Annotated in this window: 17 protein-coding genes; 10 read left to right on the forward strand and 7 right to left on the reverse strand. The window is 49.0% G+C overall.

The window, feature by feature from the left end:
* Window positions 1–180: 180 nt before the first annotated feature.
* From SYNPCCP_RS15175 to SYNPCCP_RS15200, 6 genes are all read left to right on the forward strand, one after another.
* A complete protein-coding gene (locus tag SYNPCCP_RS15175) occupies window positions 181–1,326 on the forward strand; it encodes a quinone-dependent dihydroorotate dehydrogenase (RefSeq protein ID WP_010874109.1) in 1,146 nt (381 codons plus the stop codon).
* 102 nt (window positions 1,327–1,428) lie between these two features.
* Window positions 1,429–1,908: a SufE family protein gene (locus SYNPCCP_RS15180; RefSeq protein ID WP_010874110.1), complete on the forward strand. Its 480-nt coding sequence runs from the start codon at window positions 1,429–1,431 to the stop codon at window positions 1,906–1,908.
* A complete protein-coding gene (locus SYNPCCP_RS15185) occupies window positions 1,895–3,172 on the forward strand; it encodes an FGGY-family carbohydrate kinase (protein ID WP_010874111.1) in 1,278 nt (425 codons plus the stop codon). The genes SYNPCCP_RS15180 and SYNPCCP_RS15185 overlap by 14 nt, the downstream gene beginning before the upstream one ends.
* 66 nt (window positions 3,173–3,238) lie before the next feature.
* Window positions 3,239–3,394: a type II toxin-antitoxin system HicB family antitoxin gene (locus SYNPCCP_RS15190; protein WP_071822676.1), complete on the forward strand. Its 156-nt coding sequence runs from the start codon at window positions 3,239–3,241 to the stop codon at window positions 3,392–3,394.
* A 28-nt stretch (window positions 3,395–3,422) separates the two neighbouring features.
* Window positions 3,423–3,746 carry a DUF4258 domain-containing protein gene (locus SYNPCCP_RS15195; RefSeq protein ID WP_010874112.1) on the forward strand — a complete coding sequence of 108 codons (324 nt, stop codon included), beginning with the start codon at window positions 3,423–3,425 and terminating at the stop codon, window positions 3,744–3,746.
* On the forward strand, window positions 3,743–3,961 hold the full coding sequence (locus SYNPCCP_RS15200) for a hypothetical protein (RefSeq protein WP_041425871.1): 219 nt from the start codon (window positions 3,743–3,745) through the stop codon (window positions 3,959–3,961). The genes SYNPCCP_RS15195 and SYNPCCP_RS15200 overlap by 4 nt, the downstream gene beginning before the upstream one ends.
* Before the next feature lie 314 nt (window positions 3,962–4,275).
* Here SYNPCCP_RS15200 and SYNPCCP_RS15205 read toward each other — a convergent pair whose 3' ends face one another.
* The 3 genes from SYNPCCP_RS15205 to SYNPCCP_RS15215 all read right to left on the reverse strand — a co-directional run bounded on the left by SYNPCCP_RS15205 (window position 4,276) and on the right by SYNPCCP_RS15215 (window position 8,865).
* A complete protein-coding gene (locus SYNPCCP_RS15205) occupies window positions 4,276–4,968 on the reverse strand; it encodes a hypothetical protein (protein WP_020861953.1) in 693 nt (230 codons plus the stop codon).
* Window positions 4,969–5,043: 75 nt separating this feature from the next.
* On the reverse strand, window positions 5,044–7,653 hold the full coding sequence (locus SYNPCCP_RS15210; protein ID WP_010874114.1) for a M1 family metallopeptidase: 2,610 nt from the start codon (window positions 7,651–7,653) through the stop codon (window positions 5,044–5,046).
* Window positions 7,654–7,851: 198 nt separating this feature from the next.
* Window positions 7,852–8,865 carry a type I glyceraldehyde-3-phosphate dehydrogenase gene (locus SYNPCCP_RS15215; RefSeq protein ID WP_010874115.1) on the reverse strand — a complete coding sequence of 338 codons (1,014 nt, stop codon included), beginning with the start codon at window positions 8,863–8,865 and terminating at the stop codon, window positions 7,852–7,854.
* A gap of 254 nt (window positions 8,866–9,119) precedes the next feature.
* Between SYNPCCP_RS15215 and murC the strand changes: the two genes are divergently transcribed.
* The 3 genes from murC (at window position 9,120) to SYNPCCP_RS15230 (ending at window position 12,037) form a co-directional block, all read left to right on the forward strand.
* Window positions 9,120–10,637: a UDP-N-acetylmuramate--L-alanine ligase gene (gene murC, locus SYNPCCP_RS15220; protein ID WP_010874116.1), complete on the forward strand. Its 1,518-nt coding sequence runs from the start codon at window positions 9,120–9,122 to the stop codon at window positions 10,635–10,637.
* A 71-nt stretch (window positions 10,638–10,708) separates the two neighbouring features.
* Complete coding sequence (murB, locus tag SYNPCCP_RS15225; RefSeq protein WP_010874117.1) at window positions 10,709–11,662, forward strand: UDP-N-acetylmuramate dehydrogenase; 954 nt, start codon at window positions 10,709–10,711, stop codon at window positions 11,660–11,662.
* A 21-nt stretch (window positions 11,663–11,683) separates the two neighbouring features.
* On the forward strand, window positions 11,684–12,037 hold the full coding sequence (locus SYNPCCP_RS15230) for a hypothetical protein (RefSeq protein ID WP_010874118.1): 354 nt from the start codon (window positions 11,684–11,686) through the stop codon (window positions 12,035–12,037).
* 134 nt (window positions 12,038–12,171) lie between these two features.
* Here SYNPCCP_RS15230 and bfr read toward each other — a convergent pair whose 3' ends face one another.
* Window positions 12,172–12,642 carry a bacterioferritin gene (gene bfr / locus SYNPCCP_RS15235; protein WP_010874119.1) on the reverse strand — a complete coding sequence of 157 codons (471 nt, stop codon included), beginning with the start codon at window positions 12,640–12,642 and terminating at the stop codon, window positions 12,172–12,174.
* Between the two features lie 191 nt (window positions 12,643–12,833).
* Window positions 12,834–13,136: a DUF3146 family protein gene (locus SYNPCCP_RS15240; protein ID WP_010874120.1), complete on the reverse strand. Its 303-nt coding sequence runs from the start codon at window positions 13,134–13,136 to the stop codon at window positions 12,834–12,836.
* A 60-nt stretch (window positions 13,137–13,196) separates the two neighbouring features.
* Here SYNPCCP_RS15240 and recR point away from each other — a divergent pair, with 60 nt between their 5' ends.
* Entirely contained in the window at window positions 13,197–13,895 is a 699-nt protein-coding gene (recR, locus tag SYNPCCP_RS15245; RefSeq protein ID WP_010874121.1) for a recombination mediator RecR, read from the forward strand.
* 117 nt (window positions 13,896–14,012) lie between these two features.
* On the opposite strand, the gene SYNPCCP_RS15250 is transcribed toward recR, so the two are convergent.
* Both SYNPCCP_RS15250 and SYNPCCP_RS15255 read right to left on the reverse strand, forming a co-directional pair.
* Entirely contained in the window at window positions 14,013–14,540 is a 528-nt protein-coding gene (locus tag SYNPCCP_RS15250; RefSeq protein WP_223211305.1) for a hypothetical protein, read from the reverse strand.
* Window positions 14,541–14,780: 240 nt separating this feature from the next.
* Window positions 14,781–16,898, reverse strand: a complete 2,118-nt coding sequence (locus tag SYNPCCP_RS15255; RefSeq protein ID WP_010874123.1) for a TIGR00300 family protein — start codon at window positions 16,896–16,898, stop codon at window positions 14,781–14,783.
* Window positions 16,899–16,930: the final 32 nt, after the last annotated feature.

The following is a 16,930-nucleotide window of genomic DNA, read 5'->3' on the forward strand; positions in this document are numbered from 1 at the left end:
ATTTACCTGCTTAGTATAGTCCCAATAGTTTTGATGGTTATGATTAGAATTCTTGAAGGGTATAGCTCTCTTGGGGTCGGTGGTGTCCTCGTTCTTCAAGATCCCTAGGGTTTTTTCCCTACCCTGGGCAGCCCTCTAGTAACCAGTCCTGCCCCTATCAAAACTTCCTTTTGCCGCCCTATGTTGCGTTTTGCCCGTTCTCTCTATCCCCTGATCTTATCCGTAACCAAAAGTGATCCGGAAAGGGGCCATCAACGGCTTATTCAAACTTTAAAGAAAGTGGATACCATGCATCGCAATGGTTTTGCTGTGGCCATGGAGCAACTGGAGCAAGCTTTTACCCATGCAGACCCTCGTTTACAACAAACCTGTTGGGGCTTAAATTTTCCCAATGTGCTTGGTCTATCGGCTGGCTGTGATAAGGAGGGGGAAGCGGCCGCCGTTTGGCCTGCCCTGGGTTTTGGTTTTGCGGAATTGGGGGCTGTGACCAAATATGCCCAACCAGGGAATGACCGTCCCCGTCTGTTTCGTTTGCCACAAGACCAAGCAGTGTTAAACCGTTTGGGGGCCAACAATGAGGGGGCCGTGGCCATGGCGGCAAAATTAAAACACACCTGGGACTACTATCCCCGTACCATTCCCATTGGCATCAATCTTTGTAAGTCGAAAATTACTCCCCTGGACCAAGCGGTGGAGGATTACGTTTTTAGTTTTCAGACCTTGGCCCCGGTGGCGGACTATTTTGTGGTCAATGTCAGTTCTCCCAATACCCCTGGGTTACGCAGTTTGCAGGAGTCTGACGAGTTGCCCCGCATTTTTGCTGGCTTGCAATCGGCTAACCATTGGCAAAAACCCCTTTTGGTAAAAATTTCTCCAGATCTGTCCTGGGAGGCGATCGCCGTCATTATCGACCTAGTCAAAGAACATAACCTCTCAGGCATCGTCGCCACCAACACCAGCACCAGGCGATCGGGGTTGAAGACAAAAATTTTGCCCCAAACAGGTCAACCCATAGAACAGGAAGCTGGCGGACTGAGTGGTCAACCCATTCGAGACCGAGCCACAGAGGTAATCCGCTATATCTATCAACAAACTGGCGGCACCATTCCCATCATCGGCGTGGGGGGGATTTTCACTGCTGAGGATGCCTGGGAAAAAATTCAAGCAGGGGCGAGTTTCCTACAGATTTATACCGGCTGGATTTATGGCGGTCCTTGGGTAGTCTCCGATATCTTGCAGGGCTTGGGGGAAAAATTAGCGGCTGGGGGCTTTTCCCATATCAGTGAAGCAGTGGGAATAGATACAATAGGCAAGGCCCCAGAGTAAGTTTGACTAGTTACCGATTGCTCCAACCCTGGAGAAAAGCTACATAATGCCCATTGTCACCGGAGCTTTAGTGGGTTGATCTGGGGCCAGCATCGAACCCCAATGAACAGGCTCTCAATTATTTTTCCCAACCTTGTTATGGCCAACGCTACTTTACCTCCCAATCTCGCTAAGATTGTCGAACGCTTCCAACGGCACACTGACCCCAAAAAACGGTATGAGCAGTTGTTGTGGTACGGCAAAAAGCTGGAGCCGATGATGGAGGAAGGGAAAATTGCCGCTAATAAAGTCCAAGGTTGTGTTTCCCAGGTTTATATCACCGCTGACCTGGAAGATGGCAAAGTAATGTACCAGGGGGATTCCGATGCCCAATTGGTCAAGGGTTTGGTGGCCTTACTAATTCAGGGTTTAAACGGCTTAACCCCCACGGAAATTGTCGAGTTAACGCCGGATTTCATTGAAGCGACGGGTTTACAGGTGAGCTTGACCCCCAGCCGGGCCAATGGTTTTTATAACATTTTTAAGATGATGCAAACCAAGGCGATCGCCTTTCAGTTGGGCCAGTCCTATGGAGAAGGTTGACCAAGCAAAATTGTTCCTGGGTTTAGACTTTGGTACGTCCGGGGCGAGGGCGGCGGTAATTGATCAAAATAAAGAGTTAATTTGGCAGGAAAAAGTCCAGTTTTCCCAGGTTCCCGGCCCCCAATTGGTTACCATCTGGCGGGAAAGTTTGTTTCATCTTTTAGATCAAATTCCCGATGAACTAAGCAGTCAAATCCAGGCGATCGCCATTGATGGCACTTCCTCCACGGTTTTACTGTTGGATAGCCAAGGCAATGGGTTAATGGAGCCTCTGTTGTATAACGATGACCGGGGCAAAGAAGTTAAGCATTTATTATCAGCAATAGCTCCAGCAGATCATTTAGTGCAAAGTGCTACTTCTAGCCTAGCCAAACTGCTTTGGTACTCCCAACAACCGGAGTTTGAACGAGCTAATTACTTTTGTCATCAAGCGGATTGGTTAGCAAGTTTGCTCCATGGTGGCAGACCCGTTAGTGATTATCACAATGCCCTCAAGCTGGGCTACAATCCCCACAATTTAACCTATCCTGATTGGTTAAAAAATGCTTCTTGGTTTGCCCTTTTACCTCCAGTAATTGCCCCCGGTAAAGCAATTTCCCGCTTATCTCCCAGCATTGCCAACGCAGAAAAATTCCCTAAAAATTATTTGGTTTGTGCCGGCACCACGGACAGCATTGCTGCTTTTTTAGCCAGTGGCGCAACGCAACCAGGGGAAGCGGTCACTTCTTTGGGTTCCACTCTGGTGCTGAAGTTACTAAGTGAAAAGCCAGTGACGGATCTAGCTAGCGGTATTTATAGCCATCGTCTAGGCGATTTATGGTTAACGGGGGGAGCTTCCAATGCGGGGGGAGCAGTGTTACAACATTATTTTTCGTCAACGCAGTTAACAGCATTAAGTGCCAAAATTAATCCCCATCAACCTAGTGACTTAGATTACTATCCCCTTTTGCAACCGGGGGAAAGATTTCCCATTAATGACCCTAATTTATTACCCCGCTTGGAACCCAGACCAGAGAATGATGCAATTTTTTTACAAGGTTTATTGGAAGGTTTAGCTCGCATTGAAGCCCAGGGTTATGAAAAGTTGCAAAAGTTGGGGGCAACAACCTTAACAAAGGTGTTTACTGCTGGGGGTGGGGCACAGAATTTAACTTGGCAAACTATTCGGCAAAATTTGCTCCAGGTTCCGGTACAAAAATCCGTTCAGTCAGAAGCGGCCTATGGTTCTGCTTGTTTAGCTAGAAGTAGTAAATCTTGGGAATGAAGATTAAATCATCGTCCCTAGATGGTTGTCTACAATATAATCAACCAAACCCTACACCCAAATTTTATGAAGCTGAAAGTATTAGTCTGGCAAGAACAAGACCAATGGTGCGCTTCTGTTCCTGCTTTGCCTGGATGTCACACTTGGGGGAATAGTTACGATCATCTGATGGAAATGGTCAAAGAAGCTGTGGAAGGATGGCTTGAAGTTGCTAGTAAATAAGAAGAGGCGATCGCCAAGAACAACAAGTATGAGCCACACTTTTCAGCAGATTTTACAATTGATAGAGAAACAGGAAGTTAAAATATCTGCCCATGGCTACGACGAACTGGCCAGCGATAACATTTTTGTGACGGAACTTCTGTCCAGCGTGAATCAAGCCGAGGTTATAGAAGACTATCCTGATTATCCCAAAGGAGCTTGTGTCCTTGTTTTACAAAAAGATTTACAAAATCAGCCTATCCATGCCGTTTGGGGAATACCCAAAAATTCAGATTCTCCCGCTGTTTTAATTACGGCTTATCGGCCTAGTAACAACAAATGGGAAAACGACTACAAAACAAGAAAATTATGAACACCAGAACCCAAACAAAAATTATTCACGAAGGGGACTATATGGCAGAAGTTCAAGTTGAGCTAACCTACACTGATCATGATTGGTCTCCTTACTTATCTCTTACAGAAGCGCAAAAACTTGATCAACTCAGGCTGGCCCTGCGCAGAAATGATGTTAAAACTGCGTCTAGTCTTGCTCGTGTCTACCATCTGACCCCCGTTGTGGTCGCTTAATAAAAAGCTGATTCAAACAGAAAAAATGATGAATTGCAATGCCATGGCGACAGCAGGTTATAACGAAAGCCCACCTTCCGCAGGTTCCACTAATAGTGGTAAATTTTTCACAAATATACCACCTATAGCGTAGTCTTTTTGCACTTTTGGGCTGAGGGCAAAAAGGAAAAGCTTGAAATGGGCTTGGTGTCGTACTCAACCATAAATAAAAATACACTACCTGCGGAATGTAGGATAAAAGGCAGAGCTAAGGAAATAGACTTATCGCAGTCCTATATTTTGTACTGACAACAACCTCGGTTTAGTGATCTTCATCAGCATTTCTTGGTGTTCCTTGCGTCTATTGCATAGCCACGGGGACTTTTGCCCTCACCACTGAGATACAGCCGGTTCTTTTCCACTAAATTACGGGCTAATTCATCCAATTCACCAGGCGTTAATCCCCGCTTGTACTCAGTGCAAAGTCTTCTCACTATGCGGGACTCAGTTTCTTTGACTGTTGGGCCACCAGGGTAGCGAGTACGGAGAGGGGTCGGCAGTGCAGAGCGAGGAATGAATTCTACTTCTGTCCTGGTGGGGAGATTGGGAGGGCTGGAAGGAAAATCAATCTCAATGTAGTCATTTCTCTGTAATCCCTGGCGTATTTGGGGTGGTTGGCTAGAAACGGGAGCAATGGTCGAAGTTGAGGTGGATGGAATGACCACACCATTGCTACTGTTTGGGGTATTACTAAATCGCTCTTCTACGGTGATTGGAATTGAGTTAACTTGATTGGAATTACTGCGATATCTATAGGGAGTGTATTGTCTTTGTAATTGTTCTAAATCTTGCCTAGGCTGGTTAAACTTCGCCGGTAATGCTTGAGGAGAGCGAATCTGAACTGGTATCGGTTCATTGTTGGTGCGAGATTTAACCCAGTCCAACCACCAATTAAATTCTTCCGTTTGGGCGCTGGCTGAAGGTGCCAGGGTGCCGATCGCCAGTAAGGCAAGGGTAAAAGTACGCATGGGGTTTTGTTTGTGTTGGTAGCTTATTTTGGCGATCGTCTTTACATTCGAGAATTTGCATCTGTCCACATTATTCTAAAGGTTCGTGACGGATGTATCGGTTGATGCTTTAATCACAGTTTCCAATTTAGCAAGGCGACTTTGGAGATCTTGATTTTCCTGTTGGAGTTTTTCCAGGTTAGTTTGCAAATTTTTAATTTTTTCGTCACTGCCAATTTTGGCTTGGACTTTTTTAACCGCCTCTTCCGCCATGCGCCGCACCCGACCATCGGGGGTTTGGTTGGCAAGATTTTGCGAAATATCGATCGCCTTGGGGGTTTCCATTTGGCCAAGGGCAGAAGTAACAGAAACTTGGGTGAGGAAAAATTCTTCCTGGGCGATCGCCGTTAGTCGTTCCAGAATCTCCGTTAACTTTTCCGGGGATTGACCGATGGAAACAGCACCTAAAGCTCGAATGGCAGCTAAACGCAGGGGTTGGGGCGTACCATTGGCAGTATAGGCTAAAATTGCGTCCACCGCTTGGGCAGAAGTGGTCAGTTGGCTCAAACCGGCGATCGCCCCACAACGGACAACTTCATTCCAGCCGGAGCGATTTTTTAAAACTTCTGTCAATTGTTGAATAATTTCCCCTTCGTTATTTTTGAGCAGACCAGTGCCGAGGGCACCCAGGGCCGTCGCCGCTGCCGCTTCAGCGTAATAACTGGTTTCTCCTTGGGTCAAACATTTTTTCAAAGCTTCGTAACTAGCTTCGGTTTTTACCTTGGCTAAGGCTGAAATAATCGCCCGCCGCACTTTGGGGTGGTCGTTTTTGTCTAAACCATTGATTAATGCCGTTCCCGCTTGTTCCAGGTTAATACCCGCTAATTGCTCGGCAATCTCCACCCGCACACCCCAGAAAGCTTCTTTTTGCAATCTTTCGCCTAAAAATTCCACCGCTTCCAAACCGCCTTGTTTGCCAATGGCGATCGCCGCTTGAATGCGGGCAATGGGATCGGGGTCATGGGTACATTGGGCTTTTAATTCCGTTAAAGGATAGGCTAATTCTACGGTTTTAAGGAAATTATTGCCCTGGTCAAAACTGATAAAATCTGGCTTACGGGTTAGGGGAAAATAAAAAACCTGCTCCCGTTCTTTGAGTTGTAAAGGAATAACTTGACTGGTAACTTTTTCTCCGTCTAAAAAATTAAAAGCAACAGGGATTTTTAGGTTAAACAAATCTTTGTGGTCACTATTAGCCTTGGCTTGGGTTTGGGTCACCGTTAACTTGGCTAATTTATTGTCATTATCCCAACTGTAACTAACTTTAAATTCAGGGTGACCGCCCCGGAAAACATACTGATCAAACAGCCAGAGTAAATTAAAGCCCGTAGCCTTTTCAATGGCCCGCAGTAAGTCCACAGTTTCCACAGTGCCATGGGCATGGTCATTCACAAAAGTATGGACAGCTCTAAAAAATAGCTCATCCCCCAACACCGCCCGGATCATGTGGTAAACACAGGCTCCCTTTTCATACAAATGGCGATCGTAAAGCTCAATGGCTTCGCGATAAACGTGGGTAACAATGGGACGACGGTAGCGGGAACTATCCTCTGCTAAATAGTTACGAGCTTCCCCCAACAGGTAATAGGCCGCCTCATCCTGGCCATATTCATGGTCTGTCCATAAAACCTCAGCATAGGAAGCCATACCTTCCTTGAGCCAAGCATGGGACCAATGTTTAACAACAACTAAATCCCCAAACCATTGGTGCGCCAATTCATGGGCTACTAAACTTTCCGTATTGCGGTTATCTAATGCCGCCCGTTCATCTAGTAAACACCGGTCCATTAATAGGGTGGTGGAAGTGTTTTCCATGCCCCCGAAAATGAAATCTGCCACGCAAACTTGGTCATAGTTGGGGTAGGCATAGGGATAACCAAAAGTTTGGTTAAAAAACTCGATCATTCGGGGAGTTTTGCCCATGCTCCGTTGTCCATCGGCTTCCCTTCCTTTTTCCACGTAGTAGCGCACTGGCAGATCGCCATAATGATCTACTATTTCGGCAAAGTCTCCGATCGCCAGGGTCATTAAATAGGTAGGGTGAATTTGACTTTGGGACCAGTGGAAAATTTGCTCATTGCCTAAATCTTTTTGCTCAATTAAACTGCCGTTGGAAATAACCCGATGGGGTTTGGCTACCTGCACCCGAATTTCCGATGTGGCCAATTGTCCTGGGTAATCAAAACAGGGGAACCAATAGCGGGAATCTTCATCTTCCCCCTGGGTCCACACTTGCACCGGCTTATCGGGGTAATGGCGATCGGGCTGGATAAAATAAATGCCCCGGCGGGGATTTTTCAATTCGTACTGAATTTCCAGGGTGACCGGTTCCGTTCCCAGGGGTTGCAATGGGTTGATGGTTAATTTTTCCCCGTCATAGTCAAAGCTTTGGCTCACCCCCTTAATTAAGACCCAGGCAATTTTCAAGTCCACTGCGTCCAACGTCAATTGCTCAATGCCAGCTCGCACCGGCGTGAGGGCGATGCGACAAACTCCCTGTAAATGCCGTTCCTCCAGGTTGATTTTCAAGTCCAAAAAAATATGATTTACCTGCCCCGGGCGATCTGGATTGTAGTGGGGCTTAGCACCGGGCAGTTCAAAGCTTTTCCGTTGGTTGGACTCGGTATCAAAGGTTAAAAACGACATGGGGAAAGTTTCGCCGGGTTAAGGAAATGGAACCTTTCAAACCATAACCCTGAAAGCATTTCTGTGACAACCATGGCGACAAAATGGGCATAAGCAAGAAAAATCCCCCTAGGGTAAGGAGGATTAAGCAAAACTAAGGGTGTTTATTACCTAGTCAATTTTTACTGCGTTAATGAGCCCAAAAATCAGTGAGTAAACCTATTTCCAGTTTTTAGCCACAATTTCAGCCAAGTCCACCACCCGTTGGGAATAGCCCCATTCGTTGTCGTACCAAGCAATGACTTTAACCATGTCACCGCCCATTACCATGGTCAGACTACCATCCACAGTGGAAGAGCAATCCGTGCCCCGGAAGTCGCTGGAAACCAATTCCAAATCGGTGTATTCCAACACTCCTTTAAGGCTGGTGTTGGCTGCTTCTTTGAGCACTCCGTTAACCTGTTCAGCGATGGTGTTTTTCTCTACTTGTACTACCAAATCCACCACGGAAACGTTGGGGGTGGGCACCCGCAGGGCAATACCGTTCAATTTGCCTTGCAGTTCAGGAATTACCAGGGCCACCGCTTTGGCAGCTCCGGTGGAGGTGGGCACGATGTTAACGGCAGCAGCCCGGGCCCGGCGTAGATCCCGGTGGCTAGCATCGAGGATCCGTTGGTCTCCGGTGTAGCTGTGGGTGGTGGTCATGGTGCCTTTGATGATGCCAAAATTGTCGTTGATTACTTTGGCGATCGGGGCGAGGCAGTTGGTAGTACAACTAGCGTTACTAATTACTTCGTATTCTTCGTGCTTATATTCGTGGGCATTGACCCCCACCACATAGGTGCCGATGTTGGGCCCCTTGCCAGGAGCAGTGATTAAAACTTTTTTGGCTCCGGCTTGAACGTGCTTGGTGGCCCCTTCATGGGTAACAAAAACACCGGTGGCTTCGATGACTAGATCTACATTCCATTCTGCCCAGGGCAAATTGAGGGGATTCCGGTCGGAAACACATTTAATAGTCTTGCCATTGACGGTAATGGAGTTTTCGTCGGCACTGATGTCCGCATCCAACTTACCCAACATGGAGTCGTAGCGCAAAAGGTGAGCATTGGTTCTGGGATCAGAGGTGTCGTTGATACCGACTACTTCTAACTGGCTATCGGTGCGCCCCAGCCAGCAACGGAGAAAGTTGCGTCCGATCCGTCCAAATCCGTTAATTGCTACTCTAGTCACGTTCGTCTTGCCCTCTCTGTTTTAGCTCAGTACATTTAAGGATTATTAATGACACCAATCATATCCTATTGCCTGAACACTTAGATCCCGAATTTCAAAGGGGGGGTGGGAATCTTTTTCCCTTTCTCTCCGTCGCTGTTTACCGTGGCCTCTGGGTTTTGTCTATGCCTGGGGGTAGAGTTTTTGCTATGATGTCGCTCAATTACAGGTGCGGTGAACCGGCAGGTGATTGTAGACGTTAACATTTATGGCTTGTGAGGAGCGTTGCTGTGGGTGCTGTGGATTTTAGTGGTCGTCCTTTCCATTTCTTGGGAATTGGGGGCATTGGTATGTCGGCTTTGGCCTACGTCCTCGCAAAACGCCATCTGCCTGTGTCGGGCTCTGACCTACGCCGCACCCATATTACCGATCGCCTGGAGTCCGTGGGGGCAAAAATCTTCCAAGATCAGGTGCCGGAGAATTTAGACTATTTTCAATCCCTGCAAGTTAACCCAGCGGTGGCTTTACCCACTGGCTCCCCCGGTTCAGGTTTAACCCTGGAGCAGATTGCCGAATCGGCCAGCAACGGAGTCAACGGCAATGGCCGCTACCAAACCCATTGTTTACCCCAGGTGGTGTGCTCCACTGCCATTAATGAGGGAAATTTAGAGTACCAAGGGGCGATCGCCAAAAATTGTCCTATCTATCACCGCTCCGATATTTTGGCGGCCTTGATTGCGGAGTCCCGGGGCATTGGGGTGGCGGGCACCCACGGCAAAACCACCACCAGTAGCTTAATTGGCTATGTATTAAAGGAAGCTGGGTTAGACCCCACCATTGTGGTGGGAGGGGAAGTGGATGCTTGGCAGGGTAATGCTTATCTGGGTTCGGGGGAGTATTTGGTGGCGGAAGTGGACGAGTCCGATGGCTCCTTGACCAAGCACCATCCAGAGATCGGCATTGTCACCAATATTGAATTAGACCATCCCGACCATTACTCCACCTTGGCCGAGGTGGTGGAAATTTTCCGTACTTTTGAATCCCATTGCCAAACTTTAATCGGTTGTTTGGACTGTGGTGTGGTGCGGCAACATCTTTCCCCCACCATTACCTATAGTTTAGAAAATCATCCCGAAGCGGATTACCAGGCCCGGCAAATTAAGCGTCAAGCCCATGGTAATGAGGTAGAAGTATGGGAGAGGGGAGTTTGTTTGGGCACCATGACTGTGACTTTGCCCGGTGACCATAACATTAGTAATGCCTTGGCCGCGGTGGCGGTGGGCCGTTTACTCGGTTTAGATTTCCCCGTTATTGCCCAGGCGATCGCCAGTTTTAATGGTGCCAAACGGCGCTTTGAGTGCAAAGGTTACTGCAACGGCATTACCTTTATTGATGACTACGCTCACCACCCTAGTGAACTGCTGGCAACCCTAGCCGCCGCTAAGCAAAAAGTAACCCATGGCAAATACGAACGGGTAGTGGCCATTTTCCAGCCCCATCGCTACAGCCGGACCCATACTTTTATGGCGGAATTTGCCACTGCGTTTAAGGATGCGGATTTGGTGGTCTTAACTGATATTTACAGTGCTGGGGAGCAAAATCCCTACAACATCCGGGGGGAAGATTTAGCTAAGGCGGTGGGTCAACACCATGGGCATGTGGTTTACCAGCCCCGATTGACGGAATTGAGGGAATTTTTGCCTAAAGTTTTGCAGAGTGGTGATTTGGCGCTATTTTTAGGGGCGGGCAACCTCAATCAGCAGATTGCGCCGGTACTGGCGGCCTGCGCCTAGGCTGGGCAAACTAACCTAGGGTTATCTTTGACCGTTTCTTCCTGTCCCGCTAATTTTCCGGACCAACCGCCATGATTATTTCCCCCGCTACCCGTCCCACCCCCATGGAAACTCCGGCGATCGCCTTGGCGGGAACAGGGACTATTATTCAGCCTGAAACAAGTCTGGCGGAATTCACTACCTATCGAGTGGGAGGCAAAGCGGAGTGGTATGCGGCCCCCCGTTGCCTGGAGGATTTAGTCGCTGTATTGGACTGGTTTCAGGGTCAGGATTTACCGTTAACTTTTTTAGGGGCCGGGTCAAACCTGTTAATTAGTGACCAAGGCTTAGCCGGTTTGGTACTAAGCACCCGTTATCTCCGGCAAAGCAAGTTTGATGAAGAACAGGGTTTAATTACCGTGGCCGCCGGGGAACCGATCGCCAAAGTAGGTTGGCAGGCCGCAAAACGAGGCTGGCAAGGACTGGAGTGGGCTGTGGGCATTCCCGGTACGGTGGGGGGCGCTGTGGTGATGAACGCCGGGGCCCATAATCAATGCACAGCGGAAACATTGGTGGAAGCGACGGTAATGCGTCCCGACGGCGGTTTAGAAGTTTTAACCAACGAGCAATTAGGTTTCAGTTATCGCACCTCTAATCTACAAAAACATCTTGGCGATCGCCTGGTGGTGGATGCCACGTTTAAGTTAACGCCGGGATTCACCAGGGAAGAAATCATGGGCTGCACCACCCGTAATTTACATCAACGCAAAAGTACCCAACCCTACGACAAACCCAACTGTGGCAGCGTGTTCCGCAATCCCACGCCCCTTTATTCAGCCCGTTTAATTGAAGAATTAGGACTCAAGGGTTACCGCATTGGTGGCGCGGAAGTATCCCAACGCCATGCGAACTTCATCGTTAATATTGACAATGCTAAAGCCCAGGATGTATTCAACCTCATTTTCCATGTGCAAGGGGAAGTGGAAAAACACTACGGCATCCTCTTAGAGCCAGAAGTGAAAATGCTGGGGGAGTTTGCTCGATGAACACTATTAAACCTTTGTCAAATGCCTAATCCAGCCATAGGCCTCGCCCAACAATTTGGGGACTACCTCGCCCAGGGTGATTATGCTAAGGCCCACGGGCTACTGTGCTCTGCACTCCAACGCCAGTATTCACCCTCCACTCTGCGGGCCGATGTGGAAACCATGATTTACTATGGTTCTGGCCCCATCCAGAGGGCGATCGCCATGGCAGACTGCCTCCTCACCGACTGGCAATATCCCCCCATGGAAGCTAATGATCTAGCCTGGGTCTATGTTTCCCTGGAAGGGGAAGATTTTCTCGAAGCGGTGTCGGTTATCGTTCAGCAAGAGGGGAAAAAACTGGCAATTCGCTGGCTAGAATGGGGCCGACCCTGACTTTTTTCCTGGCTGATCTCGACAGAGGGTTTTGCTGGGGTAGATTTTTGTTATGGAAAACCGTCCCCCCTAAAATCCCTAGGTCTTGAAAGAGGGAGATTTATGGGGTCATCGTTGCTTAAAACCAATCAAACCTAGCTCATTTGAGATTGCAAATAATTTTGGAGACCAATTTTTTCAATCAGCCCCAACTGTTTTTCTAACCAATAGGCATGGTCTTCTTCCGTATCGGCTAGGATTTTCAGCAATAGGTCCCGGCTTTGATAGTCTTGCTCCTGTTCACACACGGCCATTGCTTCCTTCAGGTTGGCAATGACTTCATACTCATAGTCCAGGTCGTATTGCAACATTTCCGGCACGGTTTTCCCCACCCGAATTGGGTCCTGTTGGGAAAGGTCGGGGGTCTCTTCCAGAAACAGGATGCGCTCAATCAACAGGCTGGCATGGGCCGTTTCGTCCTGCATTTCATGGTCGATCCGACTATAAAGCTTTTCCAGACCCCAATCTTGATACATACGGGAATGGATAAAATATTGATCCCTAGCAGCTAGCTCCCCACGCAGTAGCTTATGGAGTTGGGCGAGGACGGCGGGTTTACCTTTCATAAAAAATACCTTGCAAAAATGGACAGCGGACAGAACAACCTAGGCACAAATCTACCTAGACAATAGACAGGGCTGATCTAATTTTAGCCTCCCGACTGCCCCAGGGATCGCTGGGCAGTAGAACAGAACTTGTTAGTAACTTTCCTGTAACTTTGAAACTAGATGATTGGGGGACTTTTCCTAATTCTTATCTACAGTCGGCTACGGAGAGTGAATTCATAATCCCCACCGGGTTCCAATTGATAATCACTGCGTTCCAAAAAACGTCCCAGGGGTTCAAAAATAAGCGATCGCCCGAGGGATGGTTGCACTCGTAATTTCCCCCCCCGAAAATTCCAGTGAAATTGCCACTCATAGTCCCCAGCCCGCACTTCCCCCGCCAGAAAACCTCCAGGCCAAGAATGGGTAGTCACTCTCAGGTGGGCTTTGGTTTGAGGCATAGGACGTACTGATGGACGAAGAATAGATATAGTTAAAACTGGTGGTCTATCCACGGTGAATGAAGACTACCCCAGAAAGGTTTGCCGATAATTGGCGATAGCGTAGCACAATATATGGGGAAGGTGGCTGTCAATTCCCCTGCCCACAGGCCCTTGGTTTCCACGGCTGTTTACTTGGCCCCATCAGTAAAATTTCCCCTACAAAAGAGAGGTCTTGGCACTATTTATACTCCTCCCCTAGCCCGTCTCATTGAACAATTGCAACGGCTCCCCAGTGTGGGGCCAAAAACTGCCCAACGTCTTGCCCTGCATCTGCTTAAACGTCCTGATGCGGAGGTGGAGAATTTGGCCCAAGCCCTCCTCGACGCAAAAAAACGGGTGGGGCAATGCCAAGTATGCTTCCATTTATCCGCTGAGCCTGTCTGTGATATTTGCCGCCATCCCCAACGGGATAACAGTGTTATCTGTGTGGTCAGTGACCCCAGGGATGTGATTGCGCTGGAAAAAACTAGGGAATTCCGGGGTAAGTACCATGTGTTGGGCGGGGTAATTTCCCCCATGGACGGCATCGGCCCGGAGCAATTGACCATTCAACCCCTATTACATCGGGTTAGTCAGCCAGAAATCAAAGAAGTAATTTTGGCTATTAGTCCTAGTGTGGAGGGGGAAACCACCACGTTATATTTGGGCAAACTCCTGCAACCTTTTACCAAGGTTACCCGCATTGCCTTTGGTTTGCCCATGGGAGGGGATTTGGAATATGCCGATGAAGTTACCCTGGCTAGGGCCTTGGAGGGACGGCGAGAATTGTAAAGTTTGGACGGCGATCGCCAAAAAAAGCGCTGCGAACACAACGCTTAGGAAGATATAGACACTAAGTCCGGCCGTTAAACAGGCCGGTAGATTAAGTTCATTACGTAACCTGACAGCTTACCAAAGACCACGGATGGGCATGGGGGCGGGGGCCGGAGCAGGAGCCACGGGGGCAGGGGCAGACCGAGTTACGGGGGGCAAGGACACGGGCTCAGAGGATTGGAAGTTAATTTCAGAAATGGTAACGTCTTGAACTTCTTTGAGATCCAAACGGGTCAACCAAGTGGGGTGGGCCGCAGAATAGAAGTCAGTGCGGATATAGTTACCATTGTCATCAAAGACGGGCTGGAGCAAAACATCATCACCGGGTTCAGCGGCACCGGCACCATCCCAGTGGTAGATGCGGCTATTGTCGCTTACCTCAATGTAACCGGGGAAATCACCGTAGGGTAACAGTTCAACCTGGATGATACTGCCAACCTTGCCCCGTACCCGACCGATCGCCAGACCGTCGAAGCTCATTTGCTCAGGGTCGGGAAGATACATGTCATGGCCAGGAAGCTGGCTCAATAAAATGTTACCCTTAGTTTGAAAAGGCTCAGCCTGGGCGGGGGTTGTAAAACCTAAGGCCGCAGCAGCAAGCACAACTCCAGAGAGGATCTGAACAGATTTGTTTAACACGATAACCTCGCTTGTGAATCACGAAAATCAATTTTTAGCTGGGGCCAAAGTCTGGACCCCGACGCTAAAAGTATAATATAGTTCCTCGGAGACAGGGAAGATTTGTGCCCATCCCTTAAAACTTTTTTACCTACTGCGGAGCTGGCTAATCCACTAGCCCTGGCCCTGGGGACTAACATCCAGGGCGAGGAATTGTTATGACAATTAAAGTGTTTCCGCCAAGCTATAGGGTCTGGTGAGTTGTTGCAGTTGTCGTACCAGAAGACTGAGGAATAACCCCACATCGGTGACCACCCCCACGGATTCCACTGAACCACGATCGCTCAGTTTGGTAACCACAGCGGGGTTAATGTCCACACAGACCATTTTTACGCCGGAAGGAGTCATATTGCCGACGCCAATGGAGTGCAACATGCTGGACAGCATCAGAATCATATCTGCTCCCTGAATTAACTCACTGTAACGGCTCTGAGCCCGAACTAGGTTCATTTCCGTGTCGGGCAGGGGGCCGTCATCCCGGATGGAACCAGCTAGGCAATAGGGGATGTTATTTTTTACGCATTCGTACATAACCCCTTTGCTGATAAATCCAGCTTCCACCGCCTGGCGGATCCCACCGTAGCGCCGCACACTGTTAATAATTTTCAGATGGTGACGGTGCCCCCCCCGCACTGGGATGCCCCGTTGCATATCTACCCCCAGGGAAGTACCCATGGTGGCCTGTTCAATGTCATGGACGGCGATCGCATTGCCCCCCAGTAGGGCATGGACATAGCCCTCCCGCACCAGATGGGAAAGGTGTTGGGCTCCTCCAGTATGGATCACCACAGGTCCTGCGGTAACAACAATTTTGCCTCCCTGGTCCCGGATTTGTCGCATTTCCCAGGCAATTTGTTCCACCAAAAGTTCTACCCGACGCTCGCTGGAAACCCCCGCTGCCATGAAGGCAAATTCCTTATTTTCTTTGCGGGTTCCGCCTTCATGGGATTCCACTTTTTTGATGGTACGAATACCTTCGACTCCCACCATGACTCGATCGCCGACCTGGAGATCCCGGAGGAGCACACAGCGGGCCGAAGGGGGATTGCTGGTGACCACAATGGCCGCATCCATCCGTTGTCCTGTCACCTGGACCCATTCGCAATTAACCCGCACCTCTGTGGGGTAAATGGTGCTGACATAGAAATCATCGGGAGCTACCCCCCCTTGGGTCACCGTTTCGGTGTTGATATCACAGAGTTCCTGGGGAGGGGGCACTGCGCCGAGATCAATCAGCTCGGTCATGATCTCTTCCATAATTTGGTGGGAGGGGGCCGAAACCCTTACCTCTGCGCTGGAAGTACTGTTGCGCTCCACCCCTAAATTGAAGTTCAGCACCCGGAAACTACCGCTGTTTTCCACCACCAAATCCAGGGCTTGGTTCAGAATACCGGCATCGAGTAGATGACCCTCCATGCGAATCACCCGACTTTCAATGGAAACGGTGGCATGGACATCTGGCAAAATGGGCTCCGTTACCCGCAGGGTTAGACATTTGGCCGCTCCCCCCGCTTTCAAAAATTCCGTCAGGGGAGTTTCCCGCACCTTAAAGCCCGCCTCAGCTAATTTTTCCTTCAGGGTTCGACTCACCAAATTCATAATGATGATGTCGTTAACATTGACCGCATTGCAGGCAAAATTAACCGCATCCAGTTCCTCGACAATAATCCTTTTTTCCGGCGGAATCCGCATTTCAATTACCCGGTTGGAATAGGCGTCAAACGCAGGGGGATAGTAGAGTAAATAGCCACCACTCAGGGGGCAAAAACAGGTATCGAGGTGATAGAAGCGCTCATCAATTAACCGCAGGGAGACTACTTCTGTATCTAGCCATTTGGCAATGTAGGGATGGGAATCTAGTTCGGAACGGAAACCATAGCCGGCCCACAACCAACGGCCTTCCCGGTCAAACAGGGCATCCCCGGCCCCTTCAAAGGGTAAATCCTGGGGCAGTTCGTAAACGGTGAAACCATTTTCCTCAAACCAAGCTTTGAAATAGGGTTCTTCCCCCTGGCGTTCTTTGTGGTAGAAGCGACTCAGTACGACATTTTCCCCTAGCACCAGCCCCGCATTGGCGGTAAAGACCATATCAGGCCAACCCTTTGCCGGCTTCACCAAGTCCACGATGGCGCATTCTTTGATGGTCTGGTGTAGTTTTTTCCATTGCTCTACGGCCCGCTCCTGGGAGGATTTGTGGATATTGCCCTCCATCCAAGGATTAATTACATAGTCCACGTCGTAGTGGTCGGGGGGGCACATCAAAATGCGAATATCGTCAGCCATGGTTGAAGAAGAAGTAAAAAAGTTGGTTTGCA

This window comes from Synechocystis sp. PCC 6803 substr. PCC-P, assembly GCF_000284455.1.
Taxonomy (GTDB): Bacteria; Cyanobacteriota; Cyanobacteriia; order Cyanobacteriales; family Microcystaceae; genus Synechocystis.

Excerpts from the sequence above, each read along its gene's own strand:
- SYNPCCP_RS15175 (WP_010874109.1), top strand. The coding sequence starts at position 181 with ATGTTGCGTTTTGCCCGTTCTCTCTATCCCCTGATCTTATCCGTAACC.
- SYNPCCP_RS15180 (WP_010874110.1), top strand. The coding sequence starts at position 1,429 with ATGAACAGGCTCTCAATTATTTTTCCCAACCTTGTTATGGCCAACGCT.
- SYNPCCP_RS15185 (WP_010874111.1), top strand. The coding sequence starts at position 1,895 with ATGGAGAAGGTTGACCAAGCAAAATTGTTCCTGGGTTTAGACTTTGGT.
- SYNPCCP_RS15190 (WP_071822676.1), top strand. The coding sequence starts at position 3,239 with ATGAAGCTGAAAGTATTAGTCTGGCAAGAACAAGACCAATGGTGCGCT.
- SYNPCCP_RS15195 (WP_010874112.1), top strand. The coding sequence starts at position 3,423 with ATGAGCCACACTTTTCAGCAGATTTTACAATTGATAGAGAAACAGGAA.
- SYNPCCP_RS15200 (WP_041425871.1), top strand. The coding sequence starts at position 3,743 with ATGAACACCAGAACCCAAACAAAAATTATTCACGAAGGGGACTATATG.
- SYNPCCP_RS15205 (WP_020861953.1), bottom strand. The coding sequence starts at position 4,968 with ATGCGTACTTTTACCCTTGCCTTACTGGCGATCGGCACCCTGGCACCT.
- SYNPCCP_RS15210 (WP_010874114.1), bottom strand. The coding sequence starts at position 7,653 with ATGTCGTTTTTAACCTTTGATACCGAGTCCAACCAACGGAAAAGCTTT.
- murB (WP_010874117.1), top strand. The coding sequence starts at position 10,709 with ATGATTATTTCCCCCGCTACCCGTCCCACCCCCATGGAAACTCCGGCG.
- SYNPCCP_RS15230 (WP_010874118.1), top strand. The coding sequence starts at position 11,684 with ATGCCTAATCCAGCCATAGGCCTCGCCCAACAATTTGGGGACTACCTC.
- bfr (WP_010874119.1), bottom strand. The coding sequence starts at position 12,642 with ATGAAAGGTAAACCCGCCGTCCTCGCCCAACTCCATAAGCTACTGCGT.
- recR (WP_010874121.1), top strand. The coding sequence starts at position 13,197 with ATGGGGAAGGTGGCTGTCAATTCCCCTGCCCACAGGCCCTTGGTTTCC.
- SYNPCCP_RS15255 (WP_010874123.1), bottom strand. The coding sequence starts at position 16,898 with ATGGCTGACGATATTCGCATTTTGATGTGCCCCCCCGACCACTACGAC.